Here is a 16,389-nt window from a genome sequence, read left to right on the forward strand (position 1 = left end):
TCAACATATCTGGCGTTGATTTTTGGCACGCTGTTGAGTTCTCAAGGAACGGACGCTTCCTTTGTACTCACCCTCTCGGGCTTTCCTCCGGGCTTCCCTTCGGTCTTGCGTTTCCGACTCTATCAGATCCTTTCGGGCCTGATTCCCTGTCGGCGGGGCCTTTCGACATTCACTACGTTAGCCGATTCCCTCGGCAACTCATAATCGAGTCCGCGAGTTCGAATTCAAGCGTGCGAGCACGCCAAAATCGCCCCCGCTGAGGGGATGTTGTAGGTAGTGGTTTGGCCGCTCTCGGCTGCTGGCGATCGCCGTAACCGGTTCAAGCGGCTCGTGCCACGTTACGCATCTTCCAAGAGCGAGTCAACTTGAGCGGCGCCTCGGCACATGGGCCCGATAGGGGCTCACCGTTGGGTCGTTGTCGATCCAGAACCGCCAGGGGTGCACGCCTCCGTCGCCGGCCACTCCGGTCCGCGGACCGTTGAGTACCTGGTCGGAGGCGGCCGGGGTGCCGGTGAGCACCCTCAGAGGGGTGTCACCCGACTCGCAGGCATCCGTGCCGTCCAGGGCCCGGTCCACGCCCAGGGCCGTGGCCAGGCGGGCCGGTCCTTTGGCCAGTTCCTTGTCATTTCGGGCCGAGAGTCGACGTTTGCGGGCCAGATCCGCTCCTTCGAGGACCTCGCCGGCCCGGAGCAGGACGGCGCTCGCCCGGCCCTCCGGTCCGCACACCAGGTTCATGCAGAACCACATGCCGTAGGTGAAGTAGACGTACACATGCCCAGGCGGACCGAACATCACGCCGTTGCGGGGCGTGCGGCCGCGATAGGCGTGGGAGCCCGGGTCGTTCGGACCGTCGTAGGCCTCGACCTCCGTGAGACGCACAGTGATCGGACCGTCCGGGGTCGTGCGGACGAGGGTGCGGCCGAGGAGGTCGGGGGCGACTTCCAGTACAGGGCGGTCGAAGAACTCTCGTGGCAGTGGCGTACGGTCCGGGGGCGTGATCATGGCGTACGAGCGTAGTCCAGACGGGTGTGTGCCAAGGGTGGTCAAGGGTCCGTCCGCTTGCCAGGGTGAGGGCGCGGAACCGACTGCGGCCGGATCGCGTTTGTAGGGATCAGGAATCCGCGCGTTCTTAAGAGGAGAGACATGGCGTTCAAGAAGCTGCTCGCGAGCCTGGGGGCCGGCGGGGCTTCGGTGGAGACGGTGCTGACCGAGGTCAACGTCGTCCCGGGTGGTGTCGTCCAGGGCGAGGTCCGGATCCAGGGTGGGTCCGTCGACCAGGAGATCGAGGGGCTCTCGGTCGGGCTCCAGGCCAAGGTCGAGGTCGAGAGCGGCGACCAGGAGTACAAGCAGGACATCGAGTTCACCAGGGTCTCGCTCGGCGGTGCCTTCACGCTTCAGGCGAACGCGGTGCACGCGGTGCCGTTCGGTCTGGAGATCCCCTGGGAGACGCCGATCACGGTGATCGACGGCCAGCCGCTGCGCGGCATGAACGTCGGTGTGACCACCGAGCTGGCGATCGCGCGTGCCGTGGACTCCGGTGACCTGGACCCGGTCAGCGTGCACCCGCTGCCCGCGCAGAAGGCGATCCTGGACGCGTTCGTCCAGCTGGGCTTCCGCTTCAAGAACGCGGACCTGGAGCGCGGCCACATCCGTGGGACGCGGCAGCAGCTGCCGTTCTACCAGGAGATCGAGTTCTTCCCGCCGCAGCAGTACCGCGGGCTCAACCAGGTCGAGTTGAGCTTCGTCGCGGACGGCAACGCGATGGACGTCGTGCTGGAGATGGACAAGAAGCCGGGGCTGTTCAGCGAGGGCAGTGACACCTTCCGGTCCTTCCAGGTGGGTCTGCACGACTACCAGAGCACCGACTGGGCCGCCTACCTCAACCAGTGGCTGTCCGAGGTCGGCAGCAAGCGCAACTGGTTCTAGGCTCGGAACCACTGACTCCAGTACTCGATCAGGAGGTACCGAGGTGACCGAGCTCAAGCGGCGGCCGCTCCCCCACGACTTCCACCCGCCCGTGCCGTCGTTCACGGTCACGAGCGGGGACGTCGCCGAGGGAGCGACGCTCAAGGACGCTCAGGTCTACGCGGCCGGCAACACCTCTCCGCAGCTGCGCTGGGAGGGCTTCCCGCCGGAGACCAAGAGTTTCGCCGTGACCTGCTACGACCCCGACGCGCCCACGGGCAGCGGGTTCTGGCACTGGGTCGTGTTCGACATCCCGGCCTCGGTGACCGAGTTGCCGGTGGGTGCGGGCAGCGGCAAGTTCGAGGGGCTGCCGGAGGGTGCCGTACAGGCGCGGAACGACTACGGGTCGAAGGACTTCGGTGGGGCCGCGCCGCCGGCCGGGGACGGACCGCACCGGTACGTCTTCACCGTGTACGCCGTGGACCAGGAGAAGCTCGGGCCCGATTCCGATGCCTCTCCCGCCTTCGTGGGCTTCAACCTGCGATTCCACGCGATCGCGCGTGCTCAGCTGATCGGTGAGTACGAGGTGCCCGCCGAAGACTGACGTTCATTGAGCGTTTGCCCGCCTCTGGTCTTGGAATTGATCAGAGGCGGGCACTTTTTATTGCGTTGTCCATCTCGGCGTGCCCGGCCAGAGTTGATCCAAGCCCAAGCCCGCCAAGGGGTGGGACGGTGCGCACGGGAGGTGGGCTGGTTATGCGGGACACGCTGGTACTCAACGCGAGCTTCGAGCCGCTGTCGACGGTGACGTTGAACCGAGCCGTCGTTCTGGTGCTTCAGGACAAGGCCGTCGTCGAGCAGTCCCACCCCGAACTGCGCATGCGCGGAGCCGCGGTCGACATACCGGCGCCCCGGGTGATCAGGCTGTGCAGGTATGTACGGGTGCCCTTCCGAAGACAAGCCCCCTGGTCTCGGCGGGGTGTTCTGGTGCGTGACCGGCACAGGTGCGCGTACTGCGGGCGGCGGGCGACGACCGTGGACCACGTGGTGCCGCGGTCCCAGGGTGGTCAGGACACTTGGCTGAACACGGTGGCCTCCTGTGCGGAGGACAACCACCGCAAGGCGAACCGGACTCCGGCGGAGGCGGGGATGCCGTTGCTGCGGGAGCCGTTCGAGCCGACTCCGGCTGATGCGATGCTGTTGTCCCTGGGCCACGAGGACTTCTCTGCGCTGCCGGACTGGCTGGCCGGAGAGGCCGCCTAGTCATCTGCCGGGTGCGGTTCTGATGCGGCTGCGGGTGCGTGGCGGCTGGTCGCGCCCCGCGGCGGAGCCGCATGTCGATACAGCCCCGCGCCCCTGAGTACGTTGGGGCCCGCCTTCGTTGAGAAGGCGGGCCCCTTTGTCGTACTGGAATCCTGGGTCAGTCGATCTTCGGGGTCTCCCGGCGGTCCGAGCCGCCGTTGCCTCCGCTCGAACCGCCGCCGAAGTTGCCGAAGTTGCCCATGGCTCCGGAAAGGCCCTTGAGGGCGTCGCCGATTTCGCTGGGGACGATCCAGAGCTTGTTGGCGTCGCCTTCGGCGATCTTGGGGAGCATCTGGAGGTACTGGTACGACAGGAGCTTCTGGTCGGGGTCTCCGGCGTGAATCGCTTCGAAGACCGTGCGGACCGCCTGGGCCTCGCCCTCGGCGCGCAGGGCCGCGGCCTTGGCCTCACCCTCGGCGCGCAGGATCTGGGACTGCTTCTCACCTTCGGCGGTGAGGATGGCGGCCTGGCGCGTACCTTCGGCGGTGAGGATCGCGGCGCGCTTGTCACGGTCGGCGCGCATCTGCTTCTCCATCGAGTCCTGGATGGAGGTCGGGGGCTCGATGGCCTTCAGTTCCACGCGGTTGACGCGGATGCCCCACTTGCCGGTGGCCTCGTCGAGGACGCCGCGCAGGGCCGCGTTGATCTCCTCGCGGGAGGTCAGGGTCCGCTCCAGGTCCATGCCACCGATGATGTTGCGGAGCGTGGTGACGGTGAGCTGCTCGATGGCCTGGATGTAGCTGGCGACCTCGTAGGTCGCGGCCCGGGCGTCGGTCACCTGGTAGTAGATGACCGTGTCGATGTTGACGACCAGGTTGTCCTGGGTGATCACCGGCTGCGGCGGGAACGGCACGACCTGTTCACGCAGGTCGATGCGGTTGCGGATGGTGTCTATGAACGGGACGACGATGTTGAGGCCCGCGTTGAGCGTCCGTGTGTAGCGGCCGAACCGCTCCACGATCGCGGCACTCGCCTGCGGGATGACCTGGATCGTCTTGATGAGGGCGATGAAGACCAACACCACCAGGATGATCAAGACGATGATGACCGGTTCCATCGTGCTCCCCGTGCCCTTCTCTGCCTCGGCGTTCTCGGAAGATCTTATGGTTGTTGAAGATCTTGCTGGTCGAGTCTGACAGACCGTAGTACAACTCGTGGTGCGTTCGGTTCAGTTGCATCCTGCGAGGTCACAAGACGATCGCCGTGGCTCCCTCGATGTCCACGACATCCACTTCCTGACCCACTTCGTAGGCCCGGCCGGTGTCGAGAGAGCGGGCCGACCAGACCTCGCCGGCGAGCTTGATCCGACCGCCCGCGTTGTCGACGCGTTCCAGAACGACGGCCTGTTTCCCCTTCAACGCGTCGACTCCCGTGACGAGTTGGGGTCGCTGAGAGCGGTGCCGGGTCGCGATGGGCCGTACGACGGCGATGAGGGCCACCGAGACGACGGCGAAGACGAGCACCTGGACGACGATGTCACCGCCGAGTCCGGCCGCGATCGCGGCGGCGACGGCGCCCACCGCGAGCATGCCGAACTCCGGCATCGCGGTCACCACGAGCGGGATTCCGAGCGCAGCCGCGCCGACGAGCCACCACACCCATGCGTCGATGTCGTTCACATGGGTCATGGTAGGTGCGGGGGACCGCCGCGGACAGGGCGCGATGGAGCGGGAACGGCCTTCTTACCCGTGTTTTTGCGGGGACTTCACGTGATCACGACAGAGGCAGACCCTGCGCGGTCCAGCGTTCGCCGACCTGCTCGACGACGAGGGGAAGGCCGAAGCAGAGGGAAAGGTTGCGGGAGGTGAGTTCGAGCTCCAGGGGACCTGCGGCGAGCACCTTGCCCTGGCGGATCATGAGGACGTGGGTGAAGCCGGGGGCGATCTCCTCGACGTGGTGGGTGACCATGAGCATCGAGGGGGCGATCGGGTCGCGGGCGAGTCGGCCGAGGCGGCGGACCAGGTCCTCGCGGCCGCCGAGGTCGAGGCCGGCGGCGGGCTCGTCGAGGAGGAGGAGCTCGGGGTCGGTCATCAGTGCGCGGGCGATGAGGGTGCGCTTGCGTTCGCCCTCGGAGAGGGTGCCGAACTTCCGGTCCAGGTAGTCGGTCATGCCGAGGCGGTCGAGGAAGGCGCGGGCGCGCTGCTCGTCGATGTCCTCGTACTCCTCCTGCCAGCCCGCGGTCATGCCGTACGCCGCCGTCAGCACGGTCTCCAGGACGGTCTGGCGCTTGGGGAGCTTGTCGGCCATGGCGATGCCGGCCATGCCGATGCGGGGGCGCAGTTCGAAGACGTCGGTGCCGGGCTTGCCGAGGGTCTCGCCGAGGATGGTGGCGGTGCCCTTGCTGGGGTAGAGGTAGCTGGAGGCGAGGTTCAGGAGCGTGGTCTTGCCGGCGCCGTTGGGGCCGAGGATGACCCATCGCTCGCCCTCCTTGACCGACCAGGAGACCTGGTCCACCAGAGCCCGGTCCTCACGGACCACGGATACGTCCTGAAGCTCCAGAACATCGCTCATGAGCGCGTTGTCTCCCCTTGCAGTGTGACCGGTGTCGGCGTCTCGGCTGTCGCGTGCGCGTTTTTGGGCGCAGCCCTCGAAGAAATCTACGCCACCGGTCGGCCGCTCCCATCCATCGGTCCGGTCCTTAGGCTGGGGGCATGCTCTCGGAACCGCGCTCTGGACGCCTTGCCGCTTGGGGAAACGGTCTTTTGGCCGGACTTGTCTCGCCGGACGACGCCGTGCTGGCGATCGTCGGTGACGATGCCGTGCACCGGGTCGAAGGGCTGCCGGGTGAGACGGCGGCCGTCGGGCTGACGCTGGCGCTGGGGCGGCTTCGGTCGCTCGGAGTGACGGGACTGCGGGTCGCGCTGCCCGCGCCCGGGCATCCGCTGGGGCTGAGCGGCCCGCCGGAGTTCAACGCGCGGGCGCTGGAGGCCGAGGAGGCGGTGGTCTGTCACGGCGCCGCGCTGGGGCTGGTGCCGGAGGTGTACGAGGCCGGGCCGTCGGGTGATGTGCATGTCGAGGTGGTGTGGCATGTGCTGCCGGTGCGGGAGGCTCCGCCGGCAGATGTTCCCTCGCTGGGCGAGGCCGAGCGGGAGCTCGCGGAGGCGCTCCGGGAGGCGACCGAGGTGTTGTCGGGGCTGGACCTGGCCGGCTCGGGGCCGGTGGCGGAGGCGGCGATCGACGCGTACCGGGCCCGGGCCGAGCGGGGACGGGAGGTTCTGGCGCCGGGGTATCCGCCTCGGGCGGTGCGGGTGTTGGAGCTTGCTCAGCGGGTGGGGTTGTTGGTGTCGCTGGCCTATGAGAACGGGCACGGGGGTGCGGTCAGCTCCGCCGAGATGCGGGCTCGGGGGGAGGCGTTGCGGCCGGTGGAGCGGACAGGGCGGCGGGCGCAGGTGGCTGCGTACAACGCGTATGTGGAGGAGCTGGAGCGAGGGGTGCGGTGAGCGGGTGTGACTGCACCCACCTGCTTTTAGGGGCGCGGGGAACTGCGCGACCAGCCCCCACCGGCCGCAGCCGAACGACCGTCCGTTCCTACGGTGGCAACACGAAGGACCCCACAAGTCGCCTTGACTTATGAGGCCCCGTGGCTCAGACCCGACGTCAGTCGTTCGCACCCGAGTTGCCGAAGGCCGGGTTCAGCAGGGCGATGAGGTTGGCGGTGTTGCCGACCACGTTCACCGGGACGTGAACGGGGACCTGGACGAGGTTGCCCGAGACCGCGCCCGGCGACTTCACGGCCGCGCCGTCGGCACCCGCGTCGGCGACAGCGGCACCGGCAGCGGCACCCGTGGCCATACCGGCGACGGTCAGGGCCACGGCAGCCTTCTTGGCGATGTTCATGAGAAGCGTTCCTCCTGCGTTTGCGAGTCCGACCCGGCCGCGGGTCGTGCGCTGATCAACGCATAAGAGAGACGGGACGGTACGGAGATACGAGCAGGAGTGCCCGTTCGGATCATTCGCACGACAACCGGACCGGCCTCCCGGGTGCGAGGCGCACCCGGGAGGCCGAAGTCACTGCCCGCTCGGGGGAAGTCAGCGGTTGACGCCGAGGTTGCCGAAGGCGGGGTTCAGCGCGCCGATGACGTTCACGCTGTTGCCGACCACGTTCACCGGGACGTGCACCGGGGCCTGGATGAGGTTGCCCGAGACGACGCCGGGCGAGCCCACGGCCTTGCCGTCGGCGTGCGACCCGTTGGTGGCGGAGGCCATACCGGCACCGGCCGCGACCAGTCCGCCGGCCACCATCGTCACGGCCGCTGCCTTCTTCAGGTTCTTCACTTCTAAGCCCTCCCTAGCGATTGCCGCGGCAGTCGCCGCAGCACGCACTGGAGAACGGCGGAGATCCACGAAGGATGCGCCATCCGGGGGACATTCCCACGACGGTATGAATCTCAGCCCGGAGCGGAACCCTCCGTATTGCCATGCGTCTCGTGGATCAACCGGCCACTCCGTGACGAACCGCCCATAGAGCGGCCTGCGTCCGGTCCGCCAGGTCGAGTTTCATCAGGATGTTCGAGACGTGTGTCTTGACGGTCTTCTCGGAGAGGACCAGCGCCCGGGCGATCTCCCGGTTGGAGCGGCCGTCCGCGATCAACCCGAGCACCTCGCGCTCCCGCTCGGTGAGCGAACCGCCTCTGCCCTGGCCGGAGTTGTTCTCCTCCTGGGACAACAGGGCGCCCGCGACCTCGGGTTGGAGCAGGATATGGCCGGCGTGGACGGAACGGATGGCTCCGGCGAGGGCGTCGGGGTCGACGTCCTTGTAGACGTAACCGGCGGCGCCGGCGCGCAGGGCCGGGACCACGGTGCGCTGTTCGGTGAAGCTGGTGACGATCAGCACGCGCGCGGGGTTGTTCAGCTCGCGGAGCTTGCGCAGGGCGTCGATGCCGTCCATGCCCGGCATCTTGACGTCCATGAGGACGATGTCGGGCTTCAGTTCCTCCGCGCGCTCGACGCCCTCGGCGCCGTCGGCCGCCTCGCCCACGACCTCTATGTCGTCCTGCACTTCGAGGAAGGTGCGCAGGCCCCGGCGGACGACCTGGTGGTCGTCGACGAGCAGGACCTTGATCGCGTCAGCCACCGGGTACCTCCATCTCGATCGTGGTGCCCTTGCCGGGCGCCGATTCCACGGTCAGCGTGCCGCCGACCCCGCTGGTGCGGTCCCGCATGGAGACCAGACCCAGGTGGCGTCCCGCGCGGCGTATGGACTGCGGGTCGAAGCCGCTGCCGTCGTCCGTCACGCGCAGGACGGCTCCGCCGCCGCGCCGGTCCACGGTCACGTCGACGTGGGCCGCGCCCGAGTGCCGCAGCGCGTTGTGCAGGGCCTCCTGGGCCACGCGGAGCATGGCCTCCTCCTGGGCCGCGGGCAGCGCGCGGAAGCTGCGGGCGGCGAAGGTCACGCGCGCGGTGTGGGCGCGGTCCAGGACCTGGACATGGGTGCGGAGGGTGGCGGTCAGGCCGTCCTCGTCCAGGGCCGCGGGGCGCAACTCGACCACGGCGGCGCGCAGTTCGTCGGTGGCCTCGGCGGCGAGCATGGCCACCTGCTGCATCTCGTCCTTGGCGCGGGTGGGGTCGCGGTCGACCAGGGCGGCGGCGGCCTGGGCGGTCAGGCGCAGGGAGAAGAGCTTCTGGCTGACCGCGTCGTGCAGTTCGTGGGCGAGGCGGGAGCGTTCCTCGGCGATCGTGAGCTCCCGGCTGCGTTCGTAGAGGCGAGCGTTGGTCAGAGCGATCGCGGCGTGCTGGGCGAGGATCGAGAGCAGTTCCTCGTCCTCCTCGGTGAAGCCGCAGCCACCCTCGGGCTTCGGGCACGGGGGGTGTGGGGGGTGTCCCCCCACAGGACGCAGCTTGTTGGCGAGGAAGAGCGCACCGATGACCTCGTCGCCGTCGCGGATCGGCAGGCCCAGGAAGTCGACCATATCGGGGTGGGCGGACGGCCAGCCCTCGAAGCGGGGGTCCTTGCGGACGTCGGCGAGGCGCTCGGGGGTGGCCTCGTGCAGCATCGCGGCGAGGATGCCGTGCTGGCGCGGGAGGGGGCCGATGGCCTTCCACTGGGCGTCGCTGACGCCGTCGACCACGAACTGGGCGAAGCCGCCGTGGTCGTCGGGGACGCCGAGGGCGGCGTACTGCGCGTCGAGCAGCTCGCGGGCCGAGGCGACGATCGTCTTGAGGACATCGCGCACCTCGAGGTGTCTGCTCATGGCCAGCAGCGCGGAGCTCACCGCGGCGAGGCCGGACCGGGGGCCTTGACTCATGCCCTCAGAGTACGGGCGGGGTGTGACAGCGCGGATCGGACCTGTGACGGCCTCCGACTAGGGCGAGCGACCTAGGGCGAAGGGCCTCGCAGCTTTGCGGCCCGCGTCCGAGGCGGCCGGGACGACCCCGTTCCTACGTTGGGGGCACGCCGATCAGGAGGCGTGGAGGACGAGGGGACGTGTGTCATGCCGGTAGCGATCATCACGGGGGCCTCGAAGGGGCTGGGACGGGCGCTCGCCGAGGCCCTGGCCGCGCGGGGCTGGGACCTGGTGCTCGACGCGAGGACGGCGGGGGTTCTGAAGGAGACGGCGGCCGTGCTCGGCGGGCACGGCACCCGGGTGACGGCTCTGCCCGGGGACGTCACGGACCCGGCGCACCGCTCGGAGCTGGTGGCCGCGGCCTGGAAGCTCGGTGGCGTGGATCTGCTGGTGAACAACGCGAGCGCGCTGGGTTCCGAGCCGCTGGCCCGGCTCGAGGGGCTGCCCCTGGACGGGCTGCGCCGCGCGCTGGAGGTGAACGTGGTGGCCGCGCTGGGGCTGGTCCAGGAGGCGCTGCCGCTGTTGCGGGCGTCGGAGGCCGGCTCGGTGATCACGGTGAGTTCGGACGCCGCCGCCGAGGCCTACGAGACGTGGGGCGGCTACGGGGCGTCGAAGGCCGCCCTGGACCACCTCGCGGCGGTGCTGGGCGAGGAGGAGCCGCGGCTGCGGGTGTGGGCCGTCGATCCCGGGGACATGGCGACGGACCTGTACGCGGCGGCCGTACCGGACGACGGGGATCCGCGACCGGAGCCGGCGAGCGTGGTGCCGGCCTTTCTGCGGTTGCTGGACGAGCGGCCGGCGAGCGGCCGGTACGGGGCACCCTCTCTGCTGGAGGGGCGATGACACTCGCGGTGCGTGTACCGGAGGAGCTGTCGGCACGGTTGCCTGCCGAGCAGCGCGGGCCGGGGCTCGACCGGGACGCCGTACGGCTGCTGGTGTCGCGGGGTACGGCGGTGTCGCACCACTCGTTCGGGGAGCTTCCGACGCTGCTGCGGGCCGGGGACCTGCTCGTCGTGAACACCTCCCCCACGCTGGCCGCGGCCGTCGACGGGCGGATCGGGCACGCGCGCGTGGTGGTGCACTTCTCCACGCGCGGGGACGACGGCAGGTGGGCGGTCGAGCTGCGGGATCCCGACGGGAGGGGCACCACGCGTGCGCGTGCGGGAGGGCCCGCGGGGACGGAGGTGCGGCTGCCCGGGGGCGGGCGGCTGGTCCTGGAGGAGGCGGTGAGCGAGCGTCTGTGGTGGGCGCGCGTGTGCGGTGGGGAGGTTCCCGGGCTGCTGCGGGAGCACGGGCGGCCCATTCGCTACTCCTATACGGAGCGGGACCAGCCCTTGTCCGTCTATCAGACGGTGTTCGCGCTGCCGTCGCCCGACGGGTCGGGCAGTGCGGAGATGCCCAGTGCGGCACGGCCCTTCACCGCGCGGCTGGTGGCGGAGCTGGTGAGCCGGGGTGTGCAGTTCGCGCCGGTCACCCTGCACACGGGGGTGGCCTCGGCGGAGGCGCACGAGCCGCCGTATCCGGAGCGGTTCTCGGTGCCGGAGGCCTCCGCGCGGCTGATCAACGCGGTGCGGGCCGGGGACGGCAGGGTCGTCGCCGTCGGGACGACCGCTGTGCGGGCCGTGGAGTCGGCCGCCGGGGCCGACGGGATCGTACGCGCGCGTGAGGGATGGACGGATCTCGTCGTGACCCCGGAGAGCGGGGTGCGGGTGGTGGACGGGCTGCTGACCGGGCTGCACGAGCCGGAGGCCTCGCATCTGCTGATGCTGGAGGCGGTCGCGGGGCGGGCAGCGATCGACCGCGGCTACGAGGAGGCGCTGCGCCGGCTCTACCTGTGGCACGAGTTCGGGGACGTGCATCTCCTCCTCCCGGACAAGGACTCTCACGCAGAGCATTGCTCAAGCAACTGCCAGTGAGACCGCTCTGCGGACGATGTGAGCCCGCGCATAGGGCGCAGATCACGTACGAAGCGACATAGGAGACAAAGGCTTCCCCGATGAACGGGAAAGACGTTCCAGTCTGTCCGTTTTTGTCCTCCCCTGGTCCACTACCCGGGGTCGTACGTCACACCTTTGCCCGGACGTTTTGCGCCAGCTAAGAATGGCCAACGTCGCTCAGCGCCGCGGTTCCGACCGCGGCGTTTGTGCCGGAAGCACCCGTGTCCCCCAGGACAGCGAGCGACCTCCCGCGCTATTCGAAGAGGTCCATCCCGCATGCCCAAGAACCCTTTCACCCGTGGTCATCGTCGCGAGCTGAGCAAGCGCCACAAGATCGCCGTCGCCGGCGTCGCCACGCTCGGTGCCGCCGCCGTCGTGTTCAGCGCGGTTCCGGGCAACGCGGAGACCACCACGTCCGAGGCCGCCGTCTCCTCGGCCCCGGTGAAGTACTCCTCCGAGCAGCTCAAGAGCCGCCAGGCCGATGTCAGCGAGCAGCTCGCCGCCAAGGCCCTGCAGAGCAAGGCCGCCGCCGAGGCGAAGGCAGCGAAGGCGCACGCCGAGGCGAAGGCCAAGGCCAAGGCCGCGGCCGCCGCGAAGAAGAAGGCCGCGCACGCCGCCGCCGCCAAGAAGGCCGCGCAGGCGCGCAAGGCCAAGGCCGCGAGCCGGGCCGCGCATCGTGCCAAGCTCAAGGCCGCGGTGCACAAGAGCTACGCCAACAACCTTGACGGCTGGATCAAGGAGTCCCTGGACATCATGAAGGCCAAGGGCATCCCGGGCTCCTACAACGGCCTGCACCGCAACATCATCCGGGAGTCCTCGGGCAACCCGAACGCGATCAACAACTGGGACATCAACGCCATCAACGGCATCCCGTCGAAGGGGCTGCTCCAGGTCATCCCGCCGACCTTCAAGGCGTACCACGTCCCGGGCACGTCCTGGAACATCTACGACCCGGTCGCCAACATCACCGCCGCCGCGAACTACGCGGCCGACAGGTACGGCTCGATGGACAACGTGAACAGCGCGTACTGAGGCCGCGCGGACCTCTCGTAACGCACAAGGGCGGCACCCTCTCGGGGGTGCCGCCCTTCACCGTCGTACGACAGTGATCACTTGCGCATGACCTCGGGCTCGTGGCGGCGCAGGAAGCGGGCCACGAAGAAGCCGCAGATCACGCCGATGGCGATGAGGGCGATCATGTCGAGGCCCCAGACGCCGACGCTGTGGTTCCACAGCGGGTCGGTCGAATCGCCCGGTTTGACGGGCGGGTTGACCTGGTTGAAGTCCAGCGTGGCGCCCGCGGCGGCGACCGCCCAGCGGGACGGCATGACGTACGAGAGCTCGTTGACGCCGATCGTGCCGTGCAGGGTGAACAGACAGCCGGTGAAGACGACCTGGATGATCGCGAACATGACCAGCAGCGGCATGGTCTTCTCGGACGTCTTCACGAGCGCGGAGATGATCAGGCCGAACATCATCGAGGTGAACCCGAGGCCCATGATCGGCAGACACAGCTCCGCGAGGGTGGCGCTGCCGAGGACCAGGCCCTCCTTCGGGAGGCCACGGCTGGCGAAGCCGATGACGCCGACCAGCAGTCCTTGCAGGATGGTGATCACGCCGAGCACGAACACCTTGGACATCAGGTACGCCGAACGGGACAGGCCGGTGGCGCGCTCCCGTTCGTAGATGACCCGTTCCTTGATCAGTTCGCGGACGGAGTTGGCGGCGCCGGCGAAGCAGGCGCCGACCGCCAGGATCAGCAGGACGGTGGTGGCCGTGCTGTTGGGCTCGGGGAGTTTGGTCCTGGGGTCGATCGGCTTGGGCAACAGCGGGTCGCCGAAGTCGATGAGCAGGCTCACCGCGCCGAGGACGAGCGGCAGGATCACCGTCAGGGCCAGGAAGCCCTTGTCGGACGCGATGACCGAGACATAGCGGCGCACCAGGGTCCCGAACTGACCCATCCAGCCCTGTGGCTTCGGCGGCTTCATGCCCTGCATCGGAGGCATCTGTACGGACTGCGGCGCAACGGCGTCTATGTCCGCGGCGTACATCTGGTAGTGCTGTGAGCCCTTCCAGCGTCCGGCCCAGTCGTAGTCGCGGTAGTTCTCGAAGGCGGAGAAGACGTCGGCCCAGGTGTCGTAGCCGAAGAAGTTCAGTGCCTCCTCCGGCGGGCCGAAGTAGGCGACCGCGCCGCCCGGGGCCATCACCAGGAGCTTGTCGCACAGCGCCAGCTCGGCGACGGAATGGGTGACGACGAGGACCGTACGGCCGTCGTCGGCGAGGCCGCGCAGCAGCTGCATGACATCGCGGTCCATACCCGGGTCGAGGCCGGAGGTCGGCTCGTCCAGGAAGATCAGGGACGGTTTGGTGAGCAGCTCCAGGGCCACGGAGACGCGCTTGCGCTGGCCGCCGGAGAGGGAGGTGACCTTCTTCTCCTTGTGGATGTCGAGCTTCAGCTCGCGCAGCACCTCGTCTATGCGTGCCTCGCGCTCGGCGCCGGTGGTGTCGGCCGGGAAGCGGAGTTTGGCCGCGTACTTGAGGGCCTTCTTGACGGTCAGCTCCTTGTGCAGGATGTCGTCCTGCGGGACCAGACCGATGCGCTGGCGCAGCTCGGCGAACTGCTTGTAGAGGTTGCGGTTGTCGTAGAGGACATCGCCCTGGTTGGCGGGCCGGTAGCCGGTGAGTGCCTTGAGCAGCGTCGACTTGCCGGACCCGGACGGTCCGATGACCGCGATCAGGGACTTCTCCGGCACGCCGAAGGAAACGTCCTTGAGGATCTGCTTGCCGCCGTCGACCGTGACGGTCAGGTGGCGGGCGGAGAACGTCACCTCACCGGTGTCGACGAACTCCTCGAGGCGGTCGCCGACGATCCGGAACGTGGAGTGGCCGACGCCGACGATGTCGCTCGGGCCGAGCATCGTCGAGCCGCCCTTGGGGATCGGCTGGCCGTTGACGTACGTGCCGTTGTGGGAGCCGAGGTCGCGGATCTCCATGCGGCCGTCGGGCGTCGAGTGGAACTCCGCGTGGTTGCGGGAGACCTGCAGGTCGGAGACGACCAGGTCGTTCTCCAGGGCACGGCCGATGCGCATGATGCGGCCGATGGTGAACTGGTGGAACGTGGTCGGGCTGCGGTCGCCGTAGACCGGCGGCGCGCCCGCGCCCACGCCGGGGCCCTGCTGCTGCGGGATCTTCTGCGGCGGCTGGTGAGCGTACGGCTGCGGCTGGTGCTGGGGCTGTGGCCAGCCGGACTGCGATGCCTGCTGCGGCTGCTGGTGCGGGGCCTGCTGTGGTGTCTGCTGGGCCCAGCCGGGGTTCGCGCTCTGCGCGACGTACGGCTGCTGCCGGGGCTGGGGCTCGGCGACCGGGGCCGCGGTGCCGGACAGGCTCAGCAGCGGGCCGTCGTTCGCGTTGCCGAGGTGGACCGCCGTGCCGGGGCCGATCTCTGTCCCGTGGATCCGCTGGCCCTGCACGAAGGTGCCGTTGGTACTGCTGTGGTCCTCGATGACCCAACCGCGCCCGCTCCAGCTGATCGTGGCGTGACGCCAGGACACCCTGGCGTCGTCGAACACGATGTCCCCCTGCGGATCGCGTCCAAGGCTGTACGACCTGGACGGATCGAGCGTCCAGGTACGTCCATTCGCTTCCAATACGAGTTCCGGCACTCCAAGCCCCACTGAGTAGTCCCCCGAATTGCCCCCGTCACAGGGAGTGTAGGGATGTCGAACATCGTCGGGAACTATTTCAGGATCCCCCTCCTGACCGAAAGTTGAGCCCCGAGAACACCACGTTCGCGCGCTTCGGCCGGTTCCGTTGACGGGGTTGAAACCGACCCGGAGAGTGGGTAATCCACGCGAGGGGGACAAGCGCGGTCTTGTCCGCGCCGCGGATCGGGGGGTCTGCCATGAGTGCGTCCATCAGCGTCGAGACCACGAAGCACGGCGTGAGGCTGCCGTGGGGCGACATCCTGCTGTCCGCCATAGCGGCCGTGAGCTGGGCGTTGATCGGGATGGCAGGCGCGGCCGCGCTCGGTCTGCATCTGCTGGAGGCCGATTCCGCGGCCTCGCTGGGCCCGATGACCGCGGCGGTTGTGGCTCTTGCGGCGGGTGGTTCGGTGACGCCCTCCGGTGACGTGTCCGCGTTCGGGCTGACGGGGGCGGAGGCGGCCACCGCCATCGAGATCACGCCATTGGGCGTCAGCCTGGTCGGTGCGGTGCTTTTGTCATGGTTCTTCCTACGGTCCCTGCGGGGCGCCGGAGCGGTGATCGCGCCGTCGGAACTCCTCGCGCGCGGGGGCTCGGTGGTCGTGCTGTTCACGGCGATGATGGGCGGGCTGGCCTGGGCGGGGCACGACGTCATCACGATCGACGGGGGCGCGCTGGGGCTCGACAAGCTGCCCGGCGCGGGCGGGAGCGGCGGCCTCGACATCCCCGGGCTGGGGGACGTCGGGGACATCGGCGGGCTGCTGCCCGACCAGATCGGCGGCCTCATCGACGCGAAGGCCGCGGTCGGCTTCACGGTGGACACCGCGCCGACGCTGCTCGGCGGGCTCGGCTGGTCGGCCGGGATCCTGCTGGTCGCCCTGCTGGCGTCCCGCCGTACGCCGCTGCCGCGCGGCTGGGAGGCCGTGCACCGCGTGGTACGGCCGGCCGTGTCCGCCCTCGTGACGGTGCTGCTGGTCGCGGTGGCCGCGGGGCTCTCGGCGGCGGCGTTCGCGGCGATCGGCGACGACCACCCCAAGCGGATCGCGGGGGCGGCGCTGCTCGGGGCGCCGAACGGGGTGTGGCTGGGCATCCCCATCGGCCTGTTCGTCCCCTTCGACGGCCGGGCGACGGGGGTGCTGACGAACTTCCTCCCGGACCCCCTGGACCGACTCCTCAACTCGGACTCCGACCAGTCGGTGTCCCTGGGGCGCTTGGCAGAGCTGGACGGGCGGGTGTGGCTGCTGGGGGTGGGGGCGGCGC

At 69.2% G+C, this 16,389-nt stretch carries 16 protein-coding genes and 1 pseudogene; 8 read left to right on the top strand and 9 right to left on the bottom strand.

The window, feature by feature from the left end:
- Positions 1 to 360 precede the first annotated feature (360 nt).
- The gene (locus RNB18_RS50305; RefSeq protein WP_311720836.1) at positions 361 to 1,002 is read right to left on the bottom strand and encodes a DNA-3-methyladenine glycosylase; all 642 of its coding nucleotides are present in this window, start codon (positions 1,000 to 1,002) and stop codon (positions 361 to 363) included.
- Between the two features lie 141 nt (positions 1,003 to 1,143).
- Between RNB18_RS50305 and RNB18_RS50310 the strand changes: the two genes are divergently transcribed.
- The 3 genes from RNB18_RS50310 to RNB18_RS50320 all read left to right on the top strand — a co-directional run bounded on the left by RNB18_RS50310 (position 1,144) and on the right by RNB18_RS50320 (position 3,168).
- Positions 1,144 to 1,926 (top strand): sporulation protein, encoded by a 783-nt coding sequence (locus tag RNB18_RS50310; RefSeq protein WP_311720837.1) that lies wholly within the window; start codon positions 1,144 to 1,146, stop codon positions 1,924 to 1,926.
- Between the two features lie 43 nt (positions 1,927 to 1,969).
- Complete coding sequence (locus RNB18_RS50315) at positions 1,970 to 2,509, top strand: YbhB/YbcL family Raf kinase inhibitor-like protein (RefSeq protein ID WP_311720838.1); 540 nt, start codon at positions 1,970 to 1,972, stop codon at positions 2,507 to 2,509.
- Between the two features lie 152 nt (positions 2,510 to 2,661).
- Positions 2,662 to 3,168: an HNH endonuclease gene (locus tag RNB18_RS50320; protein ID WP_007381071.1), complete on the top strand. Its 507-nt coding sequence runs from the start codon at positions 2,662 to 2,664 to the stop codon at positions 3,166 to 3,168.
- A 157-nt stretch (positions 3,169 to 3,325) separates the two neighbouring features.
- On the opposite strand, the gene RNB18_RS50325 is transcribed toward RNB18_RS50320, so the two are convergent.
- From RNB18_RS50325 to RNB18_RS50335, 3 genes and pseudogenes are all read right to left on the bottom strand, one after another.
- Positions 3,326 to 4,264 (bottom strand): SPFH domain-containing protein, encoded by a 939-nt coding sequence (locus RNB18_RS50325; protein WP_069766406.1) that lies wholly within the window; start codon positions 4,262 to 4,264, stop codon positions 3,326 to 3,328.
- Between the two features lie 130 nt (positions 4,265 to 4,394).
- The gene (locus tag RNB18_RS50330) at positions 4,395 to 4,826 is read right to left on the bottom strand and encodes an NfeD family protein (RefSeq protein ID WP_311720839.1); all 432 of its coding nucleotides are present in this window, start codon (positions 4,824 to 4,826) and stop codon (positions 4,395 to 4,397) included.
- Between the two features lie 361 nt (positions 4,827 to 5,187).
- A pseudogene (locus tag RNB18_RS50335) lies at positions 5,188 to 5,718 on the bottom strand (ABC transporter ATP-binding protein); the annotation flags it as partial.
- Between the two features lie 140 nt (positions 5,719 to 5,858).
- On the opposite strand from RNB18_RS50335, the gene RNB18_RS50340 reads away from it, so the two are divergent.
- A complete protein-coding gene (locus tag RNB18_RS50340) occupies positions 5,859 to 6,647 on the top strand; it encodes a hypothetical protein (protein ID WP_063803810.1) in 789 nt (262 codons plus the stop codon).
- A gap of 157 nt (positions 6,648 to 6,804) precedes the next feature.
- Here RNB18_RS50340 and RNB18_RS50345 read toward each other — a convergent pair whose 3' ends face one another.
- The 4 genes from RNB18_RS50345 to RNB18_RS50360 form a co-directional block, all read right to left on the bottom strand.
- Positions 6,805 to 7,044 (bottom strand): chaplin family protein, encoded by a 240-nt coding sequence (locus RNB18_RS50345; protein WP_311720840.1) that lies wholly within the window; start codon positions 7,042 to 7,044, stop codon positions 6,805 to 6,807.
- Between the two features lie 192 nt (positions 7,045 to 7,236).
- Positions 7,237 to 7,482: a chaplin ChpE gene (gene chpE / locus RNB18_RS50350; RefSeq protein ID WP_266379743.1), complete on the bottom strand. Its 246-nt coding sequence runs from the start codon at positions 7,480 to 7,482 to the stop codon at positions 7,237 to 7,239.
- Positions 7,483 to 7,639: 157 nt separating this feature from the next.
- Positions 7,640 to 8,281, bottom strand: coding sequence for a response regulator (locus tag RNB18_RS50355; RefSeq protein ID WP_057618176.1), 642 nt, complete (start codon positions 8,279 to 8,281; stop codon positions 7,640 to 7,642).
- Entirely contained in the window at positions 8,274 to 9,452 is a 1,179-nt protein-coding gene (locus RNB18_RS50360; protein ID WP_311720841.1) for a GAF domain-containing sensor histidine kinase, read from the bottom strand. Before RNB18_RS50360 ends, RNB18_RS50355 begins: the two co-directional genes overlap by 8 nt.
- 186 nt (positions 9,453 to 9,638) lie before the next feature.
- Between RNB18_RS50360 and RNB18_RS50365 the strand changes: the two genes are divergently transcribed.
- The 3 genes from RNB18_RS50365 to RNB18_RS50375 all read left to right on the top strand — a co-directional run bounded on the left by RNB18_RS50365 (position 9,639) and on the right by RNB18_RS50375 (position 12,460).
- Positions 9,639 to 10,334, top strand: coding sequence for an SDR family NAD(P)-dependent oxidoreductase (locus RNB18_RS50365; protein WP_311720842.1), 696 nt, complete (start codon positions 9,639 to 9,641; stop codon positions 10,332 to 10,334).
- Positions 10,331 to 11,407: an S-adenosylmethionine:tRNA ribosyltransferase-isomerase gene (locus tag RNB18_RS50370; protein ID WP_311720843.1), complete on the top strand. Its 1,077-nt coding sequence runs from the start codon at positions 10,331 to 10,333 to the stop codon at positions 11,405 to 11,407. The genes RNB18_RS50365 and RNB18_RS50370 overlap by 4 nt, the downstream gene beginning before the upstream one ends.
- Positions 11,408 to 11,704: 297 nt before the next feature.
- Positions 11,705 to 12,460: a transglycosylase SLT domain-containing protein gene (locus tag RNB18_RS50375; RefSeq protein ID WP_311720844.1), complete on the top strand. Its 756-nt coding sequence runs from the start codon at positions 11,705 to 11,707 to the stop codon at positions 12,458 to 12,460.
- A gap of 77 nt (positions 12,461 to 12,537) precedes the next feature.
- On the opposite strand, the gene RNB18_RS50380 is transcribed toward RNB18_RS50375, so the two are convergent.
- A complete protein-coding gene (locus tag RNB18_RS50380; RefSeq protein ID WP_311720845.1) occupies positions 12,538 to 15,090 on the bottom strand; it encodes an ABC transporter ATP-binding protein/permease in 2,553 nt (850 codons plus the stop codon).
- 239 nt (positions 15,091 to 15,329) lie between these two features.
- Here RNB18_RS50380 and RNB18_RS50385 point away from each other — a divergent pair.
- On the top strand, positions 15,330 to 16,389 hold a 1,060-nt coding region (locus tag RNB18_RS50385; RefSeq protein WP_311720846.1), incomplete at its 3' end, for a streptophobe family protein.

The organism is Streptomyces doebereineriae (genome assembly GCF_031845645.1).
Taxonomy (GTDB): Bacteria; Actinomycetota; Actinomycetes; order Streptomycetales; family Streptomycetaceae; genus Streptomyces; species Streptomyces canus.